The organism is Micromonospora psammae, from assembly GCF_036902725.1.
In the GTDB taxonomy this organism is placed as follows: domain Bacteria; phylum Actinomycetota; class Actinomycetes; order Mycobacteriales; family Micromonosporaceae; genus Micromonospora.
The window spans coordinates 83,083-99,971 of the sequence record NZ_JBAKHM010000015.1 but is presented as its reverse complement, the minus strand read 5'-3'; the positions used below and the strand labels follow the sequence as shown (position 1 = coordinate 99,971).

Annotated in this window: 18 protein-coding genes and 1 riboswitch; of the genes, 9 read left to right on the top strand and 9 right to left on the bottom strand. The window is 73.2% G+C overall.

The genetic code is table 11. The features are described 5' to 3' along the window. The first annotated feature begins 118 nt into the window (after nucleotides 1–118). The gene (locus tag V6U79_RS18790; protein WP_442933795.1) at nucleotides 119–1,936 is read left to right on the top strand and encodes a beta-N-acetylhexosaminidase; all 1,818 of its coding nucleotides are present in this window, start codon (nucleotides 119–121) and stop codon (nucleotides 1,934–1,936) included. Nucleotides 1,937–2,002: 66 nt separating this feature from the next. Here the strand turns inward: V6U79_RS18790 and V6U79_RS18785 are convergent, their stop codons facing one another. The 5 genes from V6U79_RS18785 to V6U79_RS18765 form a co-directional block, all read right to left on the bottom strand. Continuing rightward, a complete protein-coding gene (locus V6U79_RS18785; RefSeq protein WP_334528113.1) occupies nucleotides 2,003–2,686 on the bottom strand; it encodes a C39 family peptidase in 684 nt (227 codons plus the stop codon). A 1,214-nt stretch (nucleotides 2,687–3,900) separates the two neighbouring features. Further along, entirely contained in the window at nucleotides 3,901–5,073 is a 1,173-nt protein-coding gene (dusB, locus tag V6U79_RS18780) for a tRNA dihydrouridine synthase DusB (protein WP_334528110.1), read from the bottom strand. Between the two features lie 62 nt (nucleotides 5,074–5,135). Continuing rightward, a complete protein-coding gene (locus V6U79_RS18775) occupies nucleotides 5,136–6,515 on the bottom strand; it encodes a glycine--tRNA ligase (protein ID WP_334528107.1) in 1,380 nt (459 codons plus the stop codon). A 115-nt stretch (nucleotides 6,516–6,630) separates the two neighbouring features. Next, entirely contained in the window at nucleotides 6,631–7,104 is a 474-nt protein-coding gene (locus V6U79_RS18770) for a hypothetical protein (RefSeq protein ID WP_334528196.1), read from the bottom strand. 135 nt (nucleotides 7,105–7,239) lie between these two features. Then, complete coding sequence (locus V6U79_RS18765; RefSeq protein WP_334528194.1) at nucleotides 7,240–7,581, bottom strand: antibiotic biosynthesis monooxygenase family protein; 342 nt, start codon at nucleotides 7,579–7,581, stop codon at nucleotides 7,240–7,242. Between the two features lie 27 nt (nucleotides 7,582–7,608). Between V6U79_RS18765 and V6U79_RS18760 the strand changes: the two genes are divergently transcribed. The 8 genes from V6U79_RS18760 to V6U79_RS18725 all read left to right on the top strand — a co-directional run bounded on the left by V6U79_RS18760 (nucleotide 7,609) and on the right by V6U79_RS18725 (nucleotide 12,090). Then, the gene (locus V6U79_RS18760) at nucleotides 7,609–7,866 is read left to right on the top strand and encodes a DUF6703 family protein (protein WP_334528104.1); all 258 of its coding nucleotides are present in this window, start codon (nucleotides 7,609–7,611) and stop codon (nucleotides 7,864–7,866) included. A 54-nt stretch (nucleotides 7,867–7,920) separates the two neighbouring features. Then, on the top strand, nucleotides 7,921–8,871 hold the full coding sequence (locus V6U79_RS18755; protein WP_334528101.1) for a metal ABC transporter substrate-binding protein: 951 nt from the start codon (nucleotides 7,921–7,923) through the stop codon (nucleotides 8,869–8,871). Further along, nucleotides 8,868–9,629 (top strand): metal ABC transporter ATP-binding protein, encoded by a 762-nt coding sequence (locus V6U79_RS18750; protein ID WP_334528098.1) that lies wholly within the window; start codon nucleotides 8,868–8,870, stop codon nucleotides 9,627–9,629. The genes V6U79_RS18755 and V6U79_RS18750 overlap by 4 nt, the downstream gene beginning before the upstream one ends. 3 nt (nucleotides 9,630–9,632) lie before the next feature. Continuing rightward, the gene (locus tag V6U79_RS18745; protein WP_334615322.1) at nucleotides 9,633–10,499 is read left to right on the top strand and encodes a metal ABC transporter permease; all 867 of its coding nucleotides are present in this window, start codon (nucleotides 9,633–9,635) and stop codon (nucleotides 10,497–10,499) included. Between the two features lie 43 nt (nucleotides 10,500–10,542). Beyond that, entirely contained in the window at nucleotides 10,543–10,842 is a 300-nt protein-coding gene (locus V6U79_RS18740) for an ArsR/SmtB family transcription factor (RefSeq protein ID WP_334528092.1), read from the top strand. Next, a complete protein-coding gene (locus tag V6U79_RS18735; RefSeq protein ID WP_334528090.1) occupies nucleotides 10,839–11,237 on the top strand; it encodes a Fur family transcriptional regulator in 399 nt (132 codons plus the stop codon). The genes V6U79_RS18740 and V6U79_RS18735 overlap by 4 nt, the downstream gene beginning before the upstream one ends. A 70-nt stretch (nucleotides 11,238–11,307) precedes the next feature. Then, nucleotides 11,308–11,913: a hypothetical protein gene (locus V6U79_RS18730; RefSeq protein ID WP_334528087.1), complete on the top strand. Its 606-nt coding sequence runs from the start codon at nucleotides 11,308–11,310 to the stop codon at nucleotides 11,911–11,913. 9 nt (nucleotides 11,914–11,922) lie between these two features. Then, on the top strand, nucleotides 11,923–12,090 hold the full coding sequence (locus V6U79_RS18725) for a hypothetical protein (RefSeq protein ID WP_334528084.1): 168 nt from the start codon (nucleotides 11,923–11,925) through the stop codon (nucleotides 12,088–12,090). 150 nt (nucleotides 12,091–12,240) lie between these two features. Here V6U79_RS18725 and V6U79_RS18720 read toward each other — a convergent pair whose 3' ends face one another. The 4 genes from V6U79_RS18720 to V6U79_RS18705 all read right to left on the bottom strand — a co-directional run bounded on the left by V6U79_RS18720 (nucleotide 12,241) and on the right by V6U79_RS18705 (nucleotide 16,568). Further along, nucleotides 12,241–14,211, bottom strand: a complete 1,971-nt coding sequence (locus V6U79_RS18720; RefSeq protein WP_334528081.1) for an acyl-CoA dehydrogenase family protein — start codon at nucleotides 14,209–14,211, stop codon at nucleotides 12,241–12,243. Nucleotides 14,212–14,339: 128 nt separating this feature from the next. Beyond that, the gene (locus V6U79_RS18715) at nucleotides 14,340–14,840 is read right to left on the bottom strand and encodes a DUF6328 family protein (RefSeq protein ID WP_334615321.1); all 501 of its coding nucleotides are present in this window, start codon (nucleotides 14,838–14,840) and stop codon (nucleotides 14,340–14,342) included. A gap of 90 nt (nucleotides 14,841–14,930) precedes the next feature. Beyond that, the gene (locus V6U79_RS18710; protein ID WP_334615320.1) at nucleotides 14,931–15,680 is read right to left on the bottom strand and encodes a sugar isomerase domain-containing protein; all 750 of its coding nucleotides are present in this window, start codon (nucleotides 15,678–15,680) and stop codon (nucleotides 14,931–14,933) included. Between the two features lie 57 nt (nucleotides 15,681–15,737). After that, nucleotides 15,738–16,568, bottom strand: a complete 831-nt coding sequence (locus V6U79_RS18705; RefSeq protein WP_334528072.1) for an alpha/beta fold hydrolase — start codon at nucleotides 16,566–16,568, stop codon at nucleotides 15,738–15,740. A gap of 165 nt (nucleotides 16,569–16,733) precedes the next feature. Further along, nucleotides 16,734–16,839, top strand: a riboswitch (TPP riboswitch). Nucleotides 16,840–16,889 lie beyond the last annotated feature (50 nt).

Sequence of the window (16,889 nt, the reverse complement as noted above, 5' to 3'; positions counted from 1 at the left end):
ACAGCCATCACGACTATCCGCGTTCGTGGTGGTTTCTGGGAACGCTTCCACGCGCACGATCACGCAACCCGGACTTCTCTCGTACCCTTGACGGCACTGGATCCGCTGAAGCTGACCTTTGCCATATCCGACGCGAATACACCCCGGAGCCGCCGCCGTGTCGCCCACCACCCCCGCCACCTCCGCGGCCGGTCACGACCCGGCCCGGCCGGCCGGCCTGCCCGGTCACCAGCCGGCGGCCGCCGGACTGGCCCGCACCGCCGAACGGGCCGCCGGCGCCCTGCTCGCGCCCCCGGCCCCGGTCCGGCTCGGCGACGTGGTCCCCGCCCCGGAACGGGTCGAGCCGGACCCGACCGCCGACTTCACCCTCCCCGCCGACGCGGCCGTCCGGGTCAGCCCCGACCCGGCCGCGCGCGACGTGGCCGAACAGCTCGCCGAGCTGCTCCGGCCCGCCACCGGGTACCCGCTGCCGGTCACCGACACCGCCTACCCGGGCGCCGAGGGTCCGCTGGTGCTCACCCTGGCCGCCGGAGCGCTCACCGCCGCCGGCCCGACCGCGACCGCCGCCGGTCCGGTCGACGTCGACGGGCTCGGCGCCGAGGGCTACCGGCTCGACGTCACCGCCGACTCGGTCCGGATCACCGCCGGCACCCCCGCCGGCCTGCTGCACGGCGTGCAGACGCTGCGCCAGCTGTTCCCGGCGGCGATCGAGAGCCCCACCCCGGTGACCGGGCGCTGGGTCGTGCCCGGCGGGGTCGTCGTCGACCGGCCCCGCTTCCCGTACCGGGGCGCGATGCTCGACGTGGCCCGGCACTTCTTCGGCGTCGCCGACGTGCTGCGGGTGATCGACCACCTGGCCCGGTACAAGCTCAACCACCTGCACCTGCACCTCACCGACGACCAGGGTTGGCGGATCGCCGTCGAGGGCTGGCCCCGGCTGGCCACCGTCGGCGGCGCCACCGAGGTCGGTGGCGGCCCGGGCGGGTACTACACCGCCGCCGACTACCGCCGCATCGTCCGGTACGCCGCCCGCCGGCACGTCACCGTCGTCCCCGAGATCGACCTGCCGGGCCACACCAACGCGGCGCTGGTCGCGTACCCGGAGCTGGCGCCGGGCAAGGTCGCGCCGCCGCCGTACACCGGCACCGAGGTCGGCTTCAGCTACGTCGACCCGGCCGACGAGCGGACGTACGACTTCGTCGCGGACGTCCTCGGCGAGGTGGCGGCGCTCACTCCCGGGCCGTGGCTGCACGTCGGCGGCGACGAGGCGTTCAAGGTCAAGGGCGCGGCGTACACCGGTTTCGTCGAGCGGGCCCAGCGGATCGTCGCCGGCCTCGGGAAGACCGTGGTCGGCTGGCACCAGATCGCCCCGGCGCGGCACGCCGACGGGCGGGTGCTCCAGTGGTGGGGCACCGACGGCGACGACCCGGTGACCGCCGAGGCGGTACGCCGGGGCGCCCGCCTGATCCTCTCCCCCGGCAACCACGCCTACCTCGACATGAAGTACGCCCCGGACACCCCGATCGGACACGACTGGGCCGGCCTGATCGACGTGCGACGCGCGTACGACTGGGATCCGGGCACGCACCTGCGGGACGTGCCGGCGGCGGCGGTGCTCGGCGTGGAGGCGCCGCTCTGGACCGAGTCGGTGACCTCGCTGGCCGAGATCGAGTACCTGCTCCTGCCCCGGTTGCCCGCCCTGGCGGAGCTGGGCTGGTCGCCCCGCACGACGCACGACTGGGCCGGGTTCCGGGACCGGCTGGCCGGGCACGGGCCGCGCTGGTCCACCGCCGGGATCGCCTTCCACCGCTCGCCGGAGATCCCCTGGCCGGCGGAGGGCACGACGCCCGGCCGGCCGGCTCCGGCGATCCCCACCCAGCCCGGCCCGGGGACGGCGCGACCGGCCACGCCGGCGGAAGACCCCGAGCCCGTCTGAGACGCGGCACCCGGGCATGACGAAGGGCCGGTCCCCGGGTGGGGCCGGCCCTGTCGTCGTTGCTCGTCAGGAGGTGCTGTAACCGCGGGTGGCGATCCAGTCGGCGAGCTTCTCCACGCTCATCCGGTAGGAGGCCATGTCGGGGTCGGCGGAGTCGGCGATGGTGACGGTGTCACCGCCGTCGCGGTAGCCGATGACGCTGATGTAGTGCCCGCCCTCGAAGGAGTGGGTGACCCCGTCGGTGTCGGTGGCGGTGCCGGCGATGTTGGCGACCAGGGCGCGGCCGTCGCCGACGGTGCGGACGATGTCGGCACGCAGGGTGTCGGTCTGCTTGTCGTCCGCCCTGGCGCCGCGGATCTCGACGCTGCGGTAGGCGTCCTTGCGGGTCTCCTTGTTCAGCACCGGGGTGATGTCGTTGATGCTGTCGGTGCCGGCCTCGGTGGTGCCCATCAGCTTGGCCATGGCGTCGACGTCGATGTTCTTGCCCAGCACGGACAGGGCGTTGCGGGTGGCGGCCGGGCCGCAGTAGTAGAAGTTGGGCTGCGCCTCGTAGCGCACGTCCAGCTCCCGCTCGCCGGCGGGCTTGCGGTCGGCGGTGCGGTCGTTCTTGCGGTCGGTCTGCACCTGCGCGGCCGGCTTCTCCGCGGCCGGGGCGGCGTGCGCGGCGGCGATCGGAGCGGCGATGGCGCCGCCGGTGCAGGCGAGGCCGGCGACGGTCAGAGCGGTCTTACGAATCAGATCGGTACGCATGACGGCGTGCTCCTCTGCTCGGGGGTGCACGGCACACACGCCGGGGGGCGTCGCGCCGCAGGGGAAAGTCAGAAAGGGAACTGCCCGGCGATCACAGGCGACCTGCTCGGGTGTCCAGGGGGATGCAACTCGCGCGGCCGGTCCCACATTCCACCGGGGCGCTGGCCGTCCGGGGCCAGGTAACCGGCCCCGCCCGGCCCCGCAGTTCGGGGCGCTCGGCTGTCGGCGCTGTCCCGGCCTGGTTCCTCCGGGTACGCCAGATACAACGACGCCGACCCGCCCCCGATTCCGCCGACCAGGTGCCCCCGAGCACAGGAAACCCCAGGTCAGACGGGACGCCGGAACACAGAGCCGACCAGGCCGCGCCGGGCCTCCACCACGGTTCGCCGGTGGGTCCCGCCATGCCCCGCCGTCCCGCACGCTTTGCGGCGTGTCGGGGTGTTCGGGTAGCCGGACACCCCGACACGCCGCAAAGCGTGTTGCTCTCGGAAGCGGCGCGGCCCGTCAAGCGGCGTTGGCCGACTGGCACTTCTCCCGTCGCACACCAACGCACCCAAACCGGACACCGAAGACACCGGCAAGCGGTGGCAGAGCGTCTGCCAGGCGCGTCGCCGCCGTGGACCCGGGCCGCCGCGTGGTGGGTGCGTCCTTTAGAGCTGATGACACAAACGAATCACCCTGCGGCCCACAGCTCACCTGCCGCACCACCCCGGTATACCGCTCACCTTCCCGGACCACCCCGTGTCCGGGGTCCCCAGGCCGCGGGCCGAACCCGCGCTCGGGACACCACGCCCAGGTTCGACGCCCTCCGCGCCTCGGCCAGAGTCGCGACCGCATCCGTCTCCGTATCGCGCTCGCCAACCGCCACGCCGAGGTTGAGTCGTCGACGTCATCAGCTCTAAAGGAACCGACAACAGACCCACGCACCGCCCGGGCTTGCGCTGGAACCAGAGCACCCAGCAGGGCGATCGCGGCGGCGGCCTGCACCGTCTGCACTCCCCGCAACACCCGGGCCCGCCCACACCCGACCAGCACCACCATCACGCCCAGGCTGAGTCGTCCACGTCATCAGCTCCAAAGGAACCGACAAGAGACACCCGCGCCGCAACCTCGGCGAGGGAGCGGTCGCCTGCGGCAGGGCGGTCCGCCGCCGGATCGTCCGGGGACGCGTGCGCCCGCGACGTCGGCGAGGAGCGGCCGCCCGCGGAGGGTGGTCAGCCGCCGGAGTCGTCCAGCTCGGCGCCCTCGGGCACGGTGTCGTCGTCGCGGCTGGCCAACCAGCCGTCGGGCAGGTGGACCTTGCCGGGCGAGTTGGTCCGGCCCCGCGGCTGGCCGAGGGTGGCCACCGGGAACGGCTCGGCCGGGTCGAGCTTGCCGAGCAGGTCGTCCAGCTGGGCCAGGCTCTCGATCATGGCGAGGGAGCGGCGCAGCTCGCTGCCGACCGGGAAGCCCTTCAGGTACCAGGCGACGTGCTTGCGGAAGTCGGTACAGCCGTCCCGCTCGCCCCGCGCCGGGGTACGCGAGCCGGCGCTGAACTGGTCGACCAGCAGCTCCGCGTGCCGGCGCATGGTCACCGCCACCTCGCCGAGGCTGGGCAGCCGCCGTTCCGGGCGGCCGTTGAAGGCGGCCTCCAGGTCGGCGAAGAGCCACGGCCGGCCCAGGCAGCCCCGCCCGATCACCACGCCGTCGACCCCGGTGTGCGCGACCATCCGCAGGGCGTCGTCGGCCTCCCAGATGTCACCGTTGCCGAGCACCGGCACGTCGAGGGCCTGCTTGAGGGCGGCGATCGCGTCCCAGTCGGCGGTGCCGGAGTAGCGCTGCGCGGCCGTACGCCCGTGCAGGGCGACCGCCGCGACGCCGGCGTCCTGGGCGGCGAGGCCGGCCTCGACGTACGTCAGGTGGTCGTCGTCGATGCCCTTGCGCATCTTGACCGTGACCGGCACCCCGGCGGGTGACGCGGCGTCCACCGCGGCGGAGACCAGGCGGGTGAAGAGCCGACGCCGCCAGGGCAGCGCGGCACCCCCGCCCCGGCGGGTGACCTTGGGCACCGGGCAGCCGAAGTTGAGGTCGATGTGGTCGGCGAGGTCCCGCTCCACCACGATCCGCACCGCGGCGGCGGTGATCTCCGGGTCGGTGCCGTAGAGCTGGAGGCTGCGCGGCTGCTCGTTGTCGCCGAAGGCGATCATGCGCAGCGTCTTCGGGTTCCGCTCGACCAGCGCCCGAGTGGTGATCATTTCGCAGACGTAGATGCCGCCGCCCTGCTCCCGGCAGAGCTGCCGGAACCCCACGTTGGTGATGCCGGCCATCGGCGCGAGCACCACCGGCGGCCACACCTGGTGCGGTCCGAGGGTGAGCGGGCGGAGAGCGGGCAGGGTCGGGGCGTTCACCGGACAAGTGTACGGGGCTCCGGCCGGCGACCTTGCGCGCCGGCCGGAGCCCCGTGAGCAGCTCAGCAGCCGGGGAGGCGCTCGATGAGGTAGCGCTCGACCTGGTCCAGGGCGATCCGCTCCTGGGCCATGGTGTCCCGGTTCCGCACCGTCACCGCGTCGTCGTCCAGGGTGTCGAAGTCGACGGTGACGCAGAACGGGGTGCCGATCTCGTCCTGGCGGCGGTAGCGCCGGCCGATCGCCTGCGAGTCGTCGAACTCGACCACCCAGCGCTTGCGCAGCTGCGCGGCGAGGCCCTTCGCCTTCGGCGAGAGCGCCTCGTTGCGGGACAGCGGCAGCACCGCCACCTTGACCGGGGCCAGCCGCGGGTCGAAGCGCATCACCGTGCGCTTGTCCACGCCGCCCTTGGTGTTCGGCGCCTCGTCCTCGTCGTACGCCTCCAGCAGGAACGCCAGCACCGCGCGGGTGAGGCCGGCGGCCGGCTCGATGACGTACGGCATCCAGCGCTCGCCCTTGGTCTGGTCGAAGTAGGACAGGTCGACGCCGGAGTGCTTGCTGTGCGTGGCGAGGTCGAAGTCGGTGCGGTTGGCGATCCCCTCCAGCTCCGCGAACTCGGTGCCGCCGAACTGGAAGCGGTACTCGATGTCGACGGTGCGCTTGGAGTAGTGGGAGAGCTTCTCCTTGGGGTGCTCGTAGAGGCGCAGGTTGTCCGCCGACAGCCCCAGGTCGAGGTACCAGTTCCAGCGCTCCTGGAGCCAGTACTCGTGCCACTGCTCGTCCGAGCCGGGCTCGACGAAGAACTCCATCTCCATCTGCTCGAACTCACGGGTCCGGAAGATGAAGTTGCCCGGGGTGATCTCGTTGCGGAACGACTTGCCGGTCTGCGCGATGCCGAACGGCGGCTTCTTGCGGGCGACCGTCTCCACGTTCTTGTAGTTGACGAAGATGCCCTGGGCGGTCTCCGGGCGCAGGTAGTGCAGGCCCTCGTCGCTCTCCACCGGACCCAGGTAGGTCTTCATCAGGCCGTTGAACATCTTCGGCTCGGTGAAGGTGCCCTTGTTGCCGCAGTTCGGGCAGTTCAGCTCCGACAGCGAGGTCAGCGGCTTGCCGTGCTTCTCGGCGTACGCCTCCTCGAGGTGGTCGGCGCGGAACCGCTTGTGGCAGAACTGGCACTCGGTCAGCGGGTCGACGAACTCGGCGATGTGGCCGGAGGCCTCCCAGACCTTGCGGGCCAGGATGACCGCGGAGTCCAGGCCGACGACGTCGTCGCGCTGCTGCACCATCGTCTTCCACCACTGCCGGCGGACGTTCTCCTTGAGCTCGACGCCGAGCGGACCGTAGTCCCACGCCGACCGGGTGCCCCCGTAGATCTCGCTGGAGGGGAAGACGAAGCCCCGGCGCTTCGCGAGGCTGACGACGGCGTCGATACGGTCGGCTGGCATGTTTCCTCCTACGCCGGCTGGCGGTCGGCGGGGACGTGATGTGGACGGAAGGAGCAGTTCGGGACAACGGTACGGCCAGCGGCGTCCCGAGCCCAGCAGAATACCGGGGGACGGCTCAGCTGATCCCGCAGACCTCCATGCCGCCCGTCTGCTGGTCGGGCGCGAGCCGCACCTGCTGGGCGTCCCGCCCGCCGCCGCGGTAGGTCACCTCGACCGGCACGGTGAGGGCGGTGGGGTCGACCTCACCCACCCGGTAGCTGGCCACCGCCGGCTCGTCGGCCACCCGTTGCGCGAAGTCGGCGCGGGGCTCGCGCCGCTGCGCGTCGTCGCAGAGCTTGTCGTACGCCTGGTCGTAGTCCTGCTCGACCAGGGCGCGGTAGTAGTCGTCGGTGACCGACTTGCCCTGTTCCTCGATCGCCTGGACGTTGCTGACCACCAGGCCGATCGCGGCGGCGCCACCCCCGCCGCAGCAGATCAGCAGGGCGAGCGCGCCGACGCCGAGCCCGATCCAGAGCCGCACCCGGCCGCCCTCGGTGGGCGGAGCCGCGAACGGCGGCGCCACCCCGGGCCCGGACGGCGGGGCGGGCACGCCCGGGTCGGCCGGCAGGGTCGGGTCGGCCGGCGGGGCCGGCGGCGGGTCGCCCTCCCGGCCGGGCGTCGCGGGGTGCGGCGGTGGGGCTGCCGGGCCGGGATCGGTCATAGGAGAAGGGTAGTGCCCGCCGGCTCAGCGGTGCGGAATCGAGGCCCGATCACTGGTGGCCACCACGACCGCGCCGTCCGGGGCGGCGCTGGCCAGCGTCTCGTACGCGGACGGCTCGTCGACCGACTCGGCGAGCAGCGGCACCGCGGCGATCTTGACGTCGAAGCCGCCGAGCGCCCGCCGGTACGCCCCGACCGACTCCCACTCGGTGACCAGGCACCAGTGGCCCGGGTCGTCCAGCGCACGCAGGAGTTCGCCGCGCAGGTAGCCCGGGCGGGCGGCCAGCGCGGCCAGCGCGGCGTGCGCCCGGGGCACGAAGGCGTCCGCGACATCGACGTCGACCACGAACCGGTTGGTGACCAGCACCACGTTCCTCCTCGTAGAGTCTGTGGGATGCAGCGTACGCAGAGCCCTCTGCTGGCCCGGCTGGCCCGGGCGAACCCGACGTCGGTGTTCCTCGCCACCCTGGTGCTGGTGCTGGTGGCGTTCTTCGCGCCCGGCCCGGTCGGCGGGGTGCTGCTGCTGGCGCTCGCCGCGGCGCTGGTCTGGCTGCTCGCCACGACCTGGCCGGTGCAGGCGCCGCGTACGCGGGTGGTGCGGCTGCTGATGTTGGCCCTGCTGATCGCGTTCGCCCTCGCCAAGCTGCTCTGACATGCAATCATGCGTTTTTGACAATCATTCTCGTTGTCACGGAGAGTTGATGTCATGAACAGCCGCTCCGCTCCGCGCGCCCTGGCCACCGCCGCCGCCGCCCTGCTCGCCCTGGGCGGCGTGGCCGCCTGCTCCGACGACGGCGCGGCCGACGCCGACCCGCAGCGCGTCGACGTGGTGGCCGCCTTCTACCCGTTGCAGTTCGTCGCCGAGCGGATCGGCGGGGACGCGGTGAAGGTCACCAACCTGGTCAAGCCGGGCGCGGAGCCGCACGACCTGGAGCTCAACCCGGGCCAGGTCGGTCAGCTCAGCGAGGCGGAGCTGGTGGTCTACCTCAAGGGCTTCCAGCCGGCGGTGGACGACGCGGTCGACCAGAACGCCGGCGACGGTGCCTTCGACGTGGCCACCGTGCAGCCCCTGCTCGACGCCGCCGCCGCCGGGCACCAGCACGAGGGTGAGGCCGGACACGCCGACGAGCAGTCCGGCGGCAAGGACCCGCACCTCTGGCTCGACCCGACCCGGCTGGCCACCGTCGGCGACAAGCTCGCCGAGCGGCTCGGAAAGGCCGACCCGGACCGGGCCGCCGACTACACCGCCCGGGCCGCCGCGCTCCGCGGGGAGCTGGAGAAGCTCGACGCCGACTTCACCGCCGGGCTGAAGACCTGCCAGCGCCGGGAGATCGTGACCAGCCACACCGCCTTCGGCTACCTCACCACCCGGTACCAGCTGGAGCAGGTCGGCATCACCGGGCTCAGCCCGGAGGCCGAGCCCGCCCCGCAGCGCCTCGCCGAGGTCGTCGAGGAGGCCCGCGAGCACAAGGCCACCACGATCTTCTTCGAGACGCTGGTCAGCCCCAAGGTCGCCGAGACCATCGCCGCCGAGGTCGGCGCGAAGACCGCCGTGCTGGACCCGCTCGAAGGGCTGTCGACCGACTCCGGCGGCGACTACCTTTCGGTGATGCGTACCAACCTGGAGACCCTGCGGACGGCGTTGAGCTGCTCGTGAGCGCACCTGTCATCACCGTCACGCACGGCGCGGTCGGCTACGACGGCCGCCCCGTGCTGCGGGACGTCTCGCTGACCGTCGCCACCGGCGAGGTGGTCGCCGTGCTCGGCGCCAACGGCTCCGGCAAGTCCACCCTGATCCGCGCCGTGCTCGGGCTGGTGCCGCTGGCCGCCGGGTCGGTCACCCTCTTCGACACCCCACAGCGCCGCTTCCGGCAGTGGCACCGCATCGGGTACGTCCCGCAGCGGCTGGGCGCCGGCAGCGGCGTGCCGGCCACCGTCCGCGAGGTGGTCGCCTCCGGCCGGCTGGCCCGCCGGGGCGTGCTGCGCCCACCGGGTCGCGCCGACCGGGCCGCGGTGGACGCGGCGCTGCGCGCGGTCGGGCTCGCCGACCGGGCCGGTGACCCGGTCGCCACCCTCTCCGGCGGCCAGCAGCAGCGCACCCTGATCGCCCGGGCGCTGGCCGGTGAGCCGGAGCTGCTGGTGCTGGACGAGCCGACCGCCGGGGTCGACGCCACCAGCCAGGAGGCGTTCGCCGGCGCCCTGCACGACTTCGTGGCCGGTGGCGGCACCGTGCTGCTCGTCGCCCACGAGCTGGGGCCGCTGCGTCCGCTGATCAGCCGGGCGGTGGTCGTACACCAGGGGGGCATCTGTCACGACGGCCCGGTGCCGGAACCCGCCGGCCACCACGCGGAGCCCGACCACGACCACGTGCACCCGCACGGTCCCGACGAGCCCGCCGGGCTGTGGAGCAACTGAGCGATGGAACTCTTCCAGTACCCCTACATGCAGCGCGCGCTGATCGCCGCGCTGGTCATCGGCCTGGCCGCCCCGGCGCTCGGCATCTACCTGGTGCAGCGGCGGTTGGCCCTGGTCGGTGACGGCATCGGGCACGTGGCGCTGACCGGGGTCGGCGCCGGGCTGCTGTTCAACCGCTCCCCGGTGCTGGTGGCGGTGGTCGCGGCGACCCTCGGCGCGGTCGCCATCGAGCTGGTCCGGGCGCGCGGGCGGACCTCCGGCGACCTGGCGCTGGCGCTGCTCTTCTACGGCGGCATCGCCGGCGGGGTGATGCTGGTGGGACTCTCCGACGCCACCAGCGCCAACCTCAACGCGTACCTGTTCGGGTCGCTGACCACCATCTTCCCGCGGGACCTCGCCACCATCGCGATCCTCGGCGTGGTGATCGGCGTGGTCATGCTGGGGCTGCGCCCGGCGCTCTTCGCCATCTGCCACGACGAGGAGTACGCCCGGGTCTCCGGGCTGCCGGTGCGGACGTTGAACCTGCTGCTCGCGGTCGCCACCGCGGTGACCGTCACCATCGCCATGCAGGCGGTCGGGGTGCTGCTGATCAGCGCCCTGATGGTGGTGCCGGTGGCCGCCGCCCAGCAGGTGACCCGGGGCTTCCGCAGCACGATGACCGCGGCGATGGCGCTGGGGCTCTTCGCCGCCGGGGCCGGGGTGTGGGTGGCGGCCACCGCGAACACCGCGCCCGGCGCCTCGGTGGTGCTGCTGGCGATCGCGTCCTTCCTCGTCGTCGCCCTCGGCGCGGCCGGGTGGCGACTGCTGCGCCGGCGGGCCGCACCGGCCGCCGTACCGGCCCCGGAACCGCACGAGGTCGTGCTCCGGTGACGCTGGTCGGCGGCGTGTCGGCGGTGTTGGTTACCGTTGCGGGGTGACCGGCACGAACGGGTACGACGCCTTCGAGGGCGCGGGTGACCTGCTGCGCGCCCTCTCGGCCCCGATCCGGCTGGCGATCGTGAGCGAGCTGGCGCAGGGTGAACGGTGCGTGCACGAGCTGGTGGAGAAGCTCGGCGCCGCGCAACCACTGGTCTCCCAGCACCTGCGGGTGCTGCGCGGCGCCGGGGTGGTGCGCGGCTCCCGCCGTGGCCGCGAGATCGCGTACACCCTGGTCGACGAGCACGTCGCGCACATCGTGGCGGACGCGGTCAGCCACGCCGGGGAGGGATCATGAGCGAGAGCGGGGCCGCGCTGCGGAACACCCGGCAGCGGTCGGCGGTGAGCGCCCTGCTCGCCGAGGTGGAGGGCTTCCACAGCGCGCAGGACCTGCACGCCATGCTGCGCAGCCGGGGCGAGCGGGTCGGGCTGACCACCGTCTACCGGACGTTGCAGGGGCTCGCCGACGCGGGCGAGATCGACGTGATGCGCCCGCCCGGCGGCGAGCACCTCTACCGCCGGTGCAGCGAGGGACACCACCACCACCTGGTCTGCCGGGTCTGCGGCCGGACGGTCGAGGTGGCCGGGCCGGCGGTGGAGACCTGGGCGGAGCGGGTCGCGGCCCAGCACGGGTACGCCGACGTCAGCCACACCCTGGAGATCTTCGGCACCTGCCCGGGCTGCGTCCGCTGACGGATTCGCGCCGAGTCCGAGCCGCTCGCGCGGCTTCCGGGGCGGCGGCGACCGTGGCACGCTGTGCGGCGTGAAGATCTACGCTGACCGTTTTCCCGTCGCCCTCCGGCAGCTCCTCACCGACCTGCTCGTCGTCGCCTGGGTGTACGCGGCGATCCGCTTCGCCAGCTGGCTGCACGACCTGGTGCAGAAGCTCGCCGTACCCGGGCGGAAGCTGGAGGGTGCCGGCGGCGGCCTCGCCGACAACCTGGCCGAGGCCGGCGGGAAGGTGGGGCGGGTGCCGCTGGTCGGCGACGAGCTGACCGGCCCGTTCACCAAGGCCGCCGACGCCGCCCGGGCGATGGCCGAGGCCGGACGCGACCAGCAGGACCTCGTCGGCCAGCTCGCCCTGGCGCTCAGCATCGCCGTGCTGGTCTTCCCGCTCGGCCTGGTGCTCTTCGGGTGGCTGCCGCTGCGGGTGCGCTGGATGCGCCGGGCCGCCGCGGCGAAGGCGCTGGCCGTCGCGCCCGCCGGGCGGGACCTGCTGGCCCTGCGCGCGCTGGCCGGTCAACCGCTGCGCCGGCTGACGAAAATCGATCCGGACGTGGCGGAGGCGTGGCGACGGGGCGACGACGCCACGGTCGACGCGCTCGCCGCGCTGGAACTGCGCCGACTCGGCCTGCGCGGCGGCCGGTAGGGTGTGGCGGTGCTCTGGTTCCTGATCGTCATCGCCGTGCTGCTGCTCGGCTACGCCGCCGTCCTGGTGAGCTTCGTCCGCAAGGGGCGCAGGATCCCGCCGGCCGCGTACCTGGTGCTCGCGGCCCTCAACGGACTCATCCTGGCCGCCGTGCTGGCCTGGGCCGTCGCCCGCTGACCGTTTCACGCCCGCAGTGGGCCCGCCGCCCGTCCGGGGCCCGGCCGCACGCCGGCTCGTTCCGCGGATCGCGGGGGGTCGCGGTGTCCGGGTGGCCGGAGACCGCGACACGCCGCGAACGGTGACGGGACGGGAGCGACCAGCGGGGCGTCAGCCCGCCGGCGGGATGCGGCGGCGGACGTCCTCGGCGGTGGACGGGCCGGGCGACCAGCGCGACACCCACGGGGCGTCGGCCGGCGGGGTCAGCACGCCCTCCTCCAAGGCGGCGTACCGGCCGGCGAGGATCCGTCTGGCGGCGGCGACGTCGACGGAGTCGGTGTTCTCCCACAGGGCGGTGAAGAGCTGCTCGACGCGGACCCGGGCCTGCCGGCAGAACAGGTCGGCCAGCTCGACGTTCTCCGGACGGGTGTCCTTCTCCGCGTCTGCCCGGACGCAGACCGCGGACATCGCGAACAGCTCCGCGCCGATGTCCACCACCCGGCCGAGGAACGCCTGCTTGCGCTCCATCTTTCCCTGCCAGCGGGACATCGCGTAGAACGTCGACCGGGCCAGCTTGCGGGAGTACCGCTCCACCTGGCGCAGGTGCCCGGCGAGCGGGCCGAACTCGGCGTACGCGTTCGGGCTCTGCCCCCGGCCGACGGCGAGGGTGGGCAGCCACTTCGCGTAGAAGACCCCGGCCCGGGCCCCCGCCTTCGCCTTGCGGCTCAGCCCGGCGTCCGGGTCGATGATGTCGCCAGCCACCGAGAGGTGGGCGTCGACCGCCTCCCGGGCGATGAGCAGGTGCATGATCTCGGTGGAGCCCTCGAAGATCCGGTTGATCCGCAGGTCCCGCATCAGCTGCTCCACCGCGGCCGGGCGTTCACCCCGGGCGGCCAGCGAGTCGGCCGTCTCGTAGCCGCGGCCGCCCCGGATCTGGATCAGCTCGTCGGCGATCTTCCAGGCCATCTCGCTGGCGTAGAGCTTGACCAGTGCCGCCTCGATCCGGATGTCGGTGCGGTCGTCGTCGGCGAGCAGGCAGCAGAGGTCCAACATGGTCTCCATGCCGTACGTGGTGGCGGCGATGAAGGCCAGCTTCTGGGCGACCGCCTCGTGCTCGCCGACCGGCCGGCCCCACTGCACCCGCTCGGCGGCCCACTCCCGGGCCACGTTCAGCGACCACTTGCCGGCGCCCACGCACATCGCCGGCAGCGAGAGGCGGCCGGTGTTCAAGGTGGTGAGCGCGATCTTGAGGCCCTTGCCCTCGCCGCCGATGACGTTCTCCTTCGGCACGAAGACGTCGTGGAAGCGGGTGACGCTGTTCTCCAGGCCACGCAGGCCGACGAAGGCGTTGCGCCGCTCGACGGTGATGCCCTCGCTGTCGGCGTCCACCACGAACGCGGTGATGCCGCCGCGCCGCCCCTCGGCGGCCGGCACCCGGGCCATCACCACCAGCAGGGTGGCGACGGTGCCGTTGGTGGCCCAGAGCTTCACCCCGTTGAGCCGGTAGCCGGTGCCGTCGGCGGTGGGTTCGGCGGTGGTCGCCAACCGGGCCGGGTCGGAGCCGACGTCCGGCTCGGTGAGCAGGAACGCGGAGACCTCGCCGGCGGCCAGCCGGGGCAGGAAGCGCTGCTTCTGCTCGGCGGTGCCGAACATCTTCAGCGGCTGCGGGACGCCGATGGACTGGTGGGCGGAGAGCAGCGCGCCGATCGCCGGGCTGACCGAGCCGGCCAGCATCAGCGCCCGGCAGTAGTGCAGGTTGCTCAGGCCGAGGCCGCCGTACCTGCGGTCGATCTTCATGCCGAACGCGCCGAGCCGGGCCATCCCCTGGAAGACCTCGTCGGGGATCCGGGCGTCCCGTTCGATGGCGGCGCCGTCCACCTCGGCGGCGAGGTAGTCGGCGAACTCGGCGAGGAACCCCTCCGCGCGTTCGGCGTCGGCCGGGTCGGTGCGCGGCCACGGGTTGATCAGATCCAGCCGGAACCGGCCGAGGAAGAGCTCCTTGCCGAAGCTGGGCCGGTCCCAGGCCGACTCCCGGGCCGCCTCGGCGACCTGGCGGGCCTCCCGCTCGGAGACCTGGCCCGCCTCGCCGGGCAGTGGTCCGGCGCCGTCCTGGCTGGGTCGGCTGTTCTGCGTCGTGGTCACGGCTGCCCCCTCGAACCTCGGTCCGGCTGCGTCAACGTGCTCGACAAACAGCACGCTACCCCCGGGTGTTACCCAGGGGTAGCGTCGCGGGCACGTCCGATTTTCCGACCGGTGACCGAGATGACGGCTCAGTAGCCGGCCGGCTGGAGGCTGTCCTCCTCGTCCTCGATGTCCTCCTCACCCCAGTTGCGGCGGACGAACGGCAGGATCATCCAGAAGGTGAGGAACCACAGCGCGGTGACCGCGCTGAGCACCAGGGCGATCGGCCGGCTGAGCACGAAGTCGGTGATCAGCAGCACCGCGGCGACCATCGAGATGAGCATGAAGGCCAGTCCACCGCTGGCCATCCGGTGCGCGAAGCGGACCAGCTCGGGCTTGCGGCCCTGCCGGAACAGCGCCCGGTGGAAGGCCACCGGCGAGATGATCATCGCGGTGGCGGCGGCGGCCGACAACAGCGAGACGATGTAGACGTCCTTCTGGAAGTCGCTGGCGCGGGGGAAGCCGTTGCTGAACGGCAGGGTCAGCAGGAAGGCGAAGAGGATCTGCACCCCGGTCTGCGCCACCCGCAGCTCCTGGAGCAGATCGGCGAAGTTGCGCTGCCAGCGCTGCTTCTCGGATTCCTTCGACACGCGCTACCTCCGGATGAGACGGTACCGTCGGGGTGGTTCACCCCGACGGCAGCAACGCCAGTGCCCGATCGGACGCAGCGCGAAACCACCTCATGATCCGCGGCGGATCCGGCCCGCGTACCGGGCCTCCAGCGCGGCGTTGTGCTCGTCGCCACCGGCGATGTTCGCCGACAGGTAGACCGGGGGCCGTTCCCCCGCCGCGATCAGCCGGGCCACCGTCTCGGCCACGATCTGCTGGGCCAGCAGAGCCGCCGTGATCGAGGAGACCGCGCCGACCGCGCCGCCGTCCGGCAGCGGCAGCGTCGCGTCGCCGTACGGGGCGCCGTTGTCCAGCACCACGTCGGCGAAGTCGGCGAGCTTGCGCCCCGACGGGTGGCGAGAGGTCATCCGCCCCGAGTGCTCCGCCGAGGTGATCGCGATCAGCCGGTGCCCCCGCTCCCTCACCACCGAGGCGAACTCGACCATGGCGCCGTTGACCCCGGAGTTGGACGCGAGCACGAAGACGTCCGCCGGGCGGACCGGGGCGAGTTCGTAGAGGCGGTGCGCCACCGCCGGGTCGCGCTCCAGGTGCGGACCGAGGATGCTCGCCGGCTCCCCACCGATCAGCACCAGGTCGCGCAGCGCGATCCGGTTGGTGGGCACCAGCCCGCCGGCCCGCCCGGCGATCTCCATGGCCAGCGCCTCGGAGTGGCCGGTGCCGAAGGCGTGCACCACCCCGTCGGCCCGCAACGCCGCGGCGATCAGGTCGGCCGCCCGACCCACCGCGTCCCGCTGGCTCCGCGCCACCCGGTCGATCGCCCCGGTCACCACCGCCAGGTACGCCTCACCGCTCACCGTCATGCCGTCTCCGTCCCCTCGTTCTCCTGCTGTCGTCGCCCGGGCGCCGCCGACACCCGGTCAGGCCAGGGCGCGGACCCGGGCCAGGATCGCCTCGGCCAGCGGACCCGGCGCCTGGTCCGGGATCCAGTGGGTGATGCCGGAGAGCTCCACGAAGCGGTAGTCACCCGTGACGTGGGAGGCGCACGCCTCGGCGGCGGTCCGTCCGATGGCGACGTCCCGGTCGCTCCAGACGTACGTGGTGGGCACCGTGACCTTTCCGATCCGGCCCAGGTCCTCGTTGGACATCGCCCGGTACCAGTTCAGCGCGCCGGTCAGCGCGCCCGGCTCCCGCATCGGCTCGGCGTACCGGGCGACCCGCTCGGCGTCACCCACCCCGGAGAGCAGCTTGCGCAGGGCGGCGGCCTTCAACGCCAGCAGCACCTTCTCCGCCTTGCCCTCCTGGCGGAAGAGCATCATGTACGACGAGCGGGCCTTCTGCTGCGGGTCCTTGGCCAGGGCGTACCCGAAGGCCGCCGGGTGCGGGACGGAGACGGCGGTCAGCGTGCGCACCCGCTGCGGGTGCTGCGCGGCGAGCCCCCAGCCGACCATCGCCCCCCAGTCGTGCCCCACCACGTGGGCCGTGTCGACACCGAGGGCGTCGAGCACCGCCACCGCGTCCGCGACCAGCTCCGGGGCCCGGTACGCGGCCACCTCGGCGGGTCGGGCGCCCGGCGAGTAGCCCCGCTGGTCCAGCGCGTAGGTGCGCAGGCCGGCGGCGTGCAGCGCCGGCACCACCTCGTCCCACTCCCCGCTGTGCTGCGGGAACCCGTGCAGCAGGAGGACGGCGTCGCCGCCCTCCGGGCCGCCGGTGCGTACCTCGAATGTCAGTCCTCGCGCCTCGACCCGCATGATCGGCAGCCTACCGAGGTCGGCGCCGGAGCACCCGTCCCGCGACCGCCGGATCAGGGACACCCGCCTGTCGCCCGGATGGCATCGCCGGGCAAGGCTTCGTGAGCTGCGGAAAGATCACTTTGCTCGATGATCTTCGTAGGTGTTAGCGTCGAGAGACAACTTCATATCCGACAGGGGAGCGCACAGCGCTGAGAGTGCGGGCACCGCCCGCAGACCCTCGAACCTGATCTGGGTAATGCCAGCGCAGGGAGTTCGGTCGACCTCCAGCCGCGCCGCCGTCCGGCAGCACCGGGCGCGGCGTGCGTCTTCTCCTGGTTC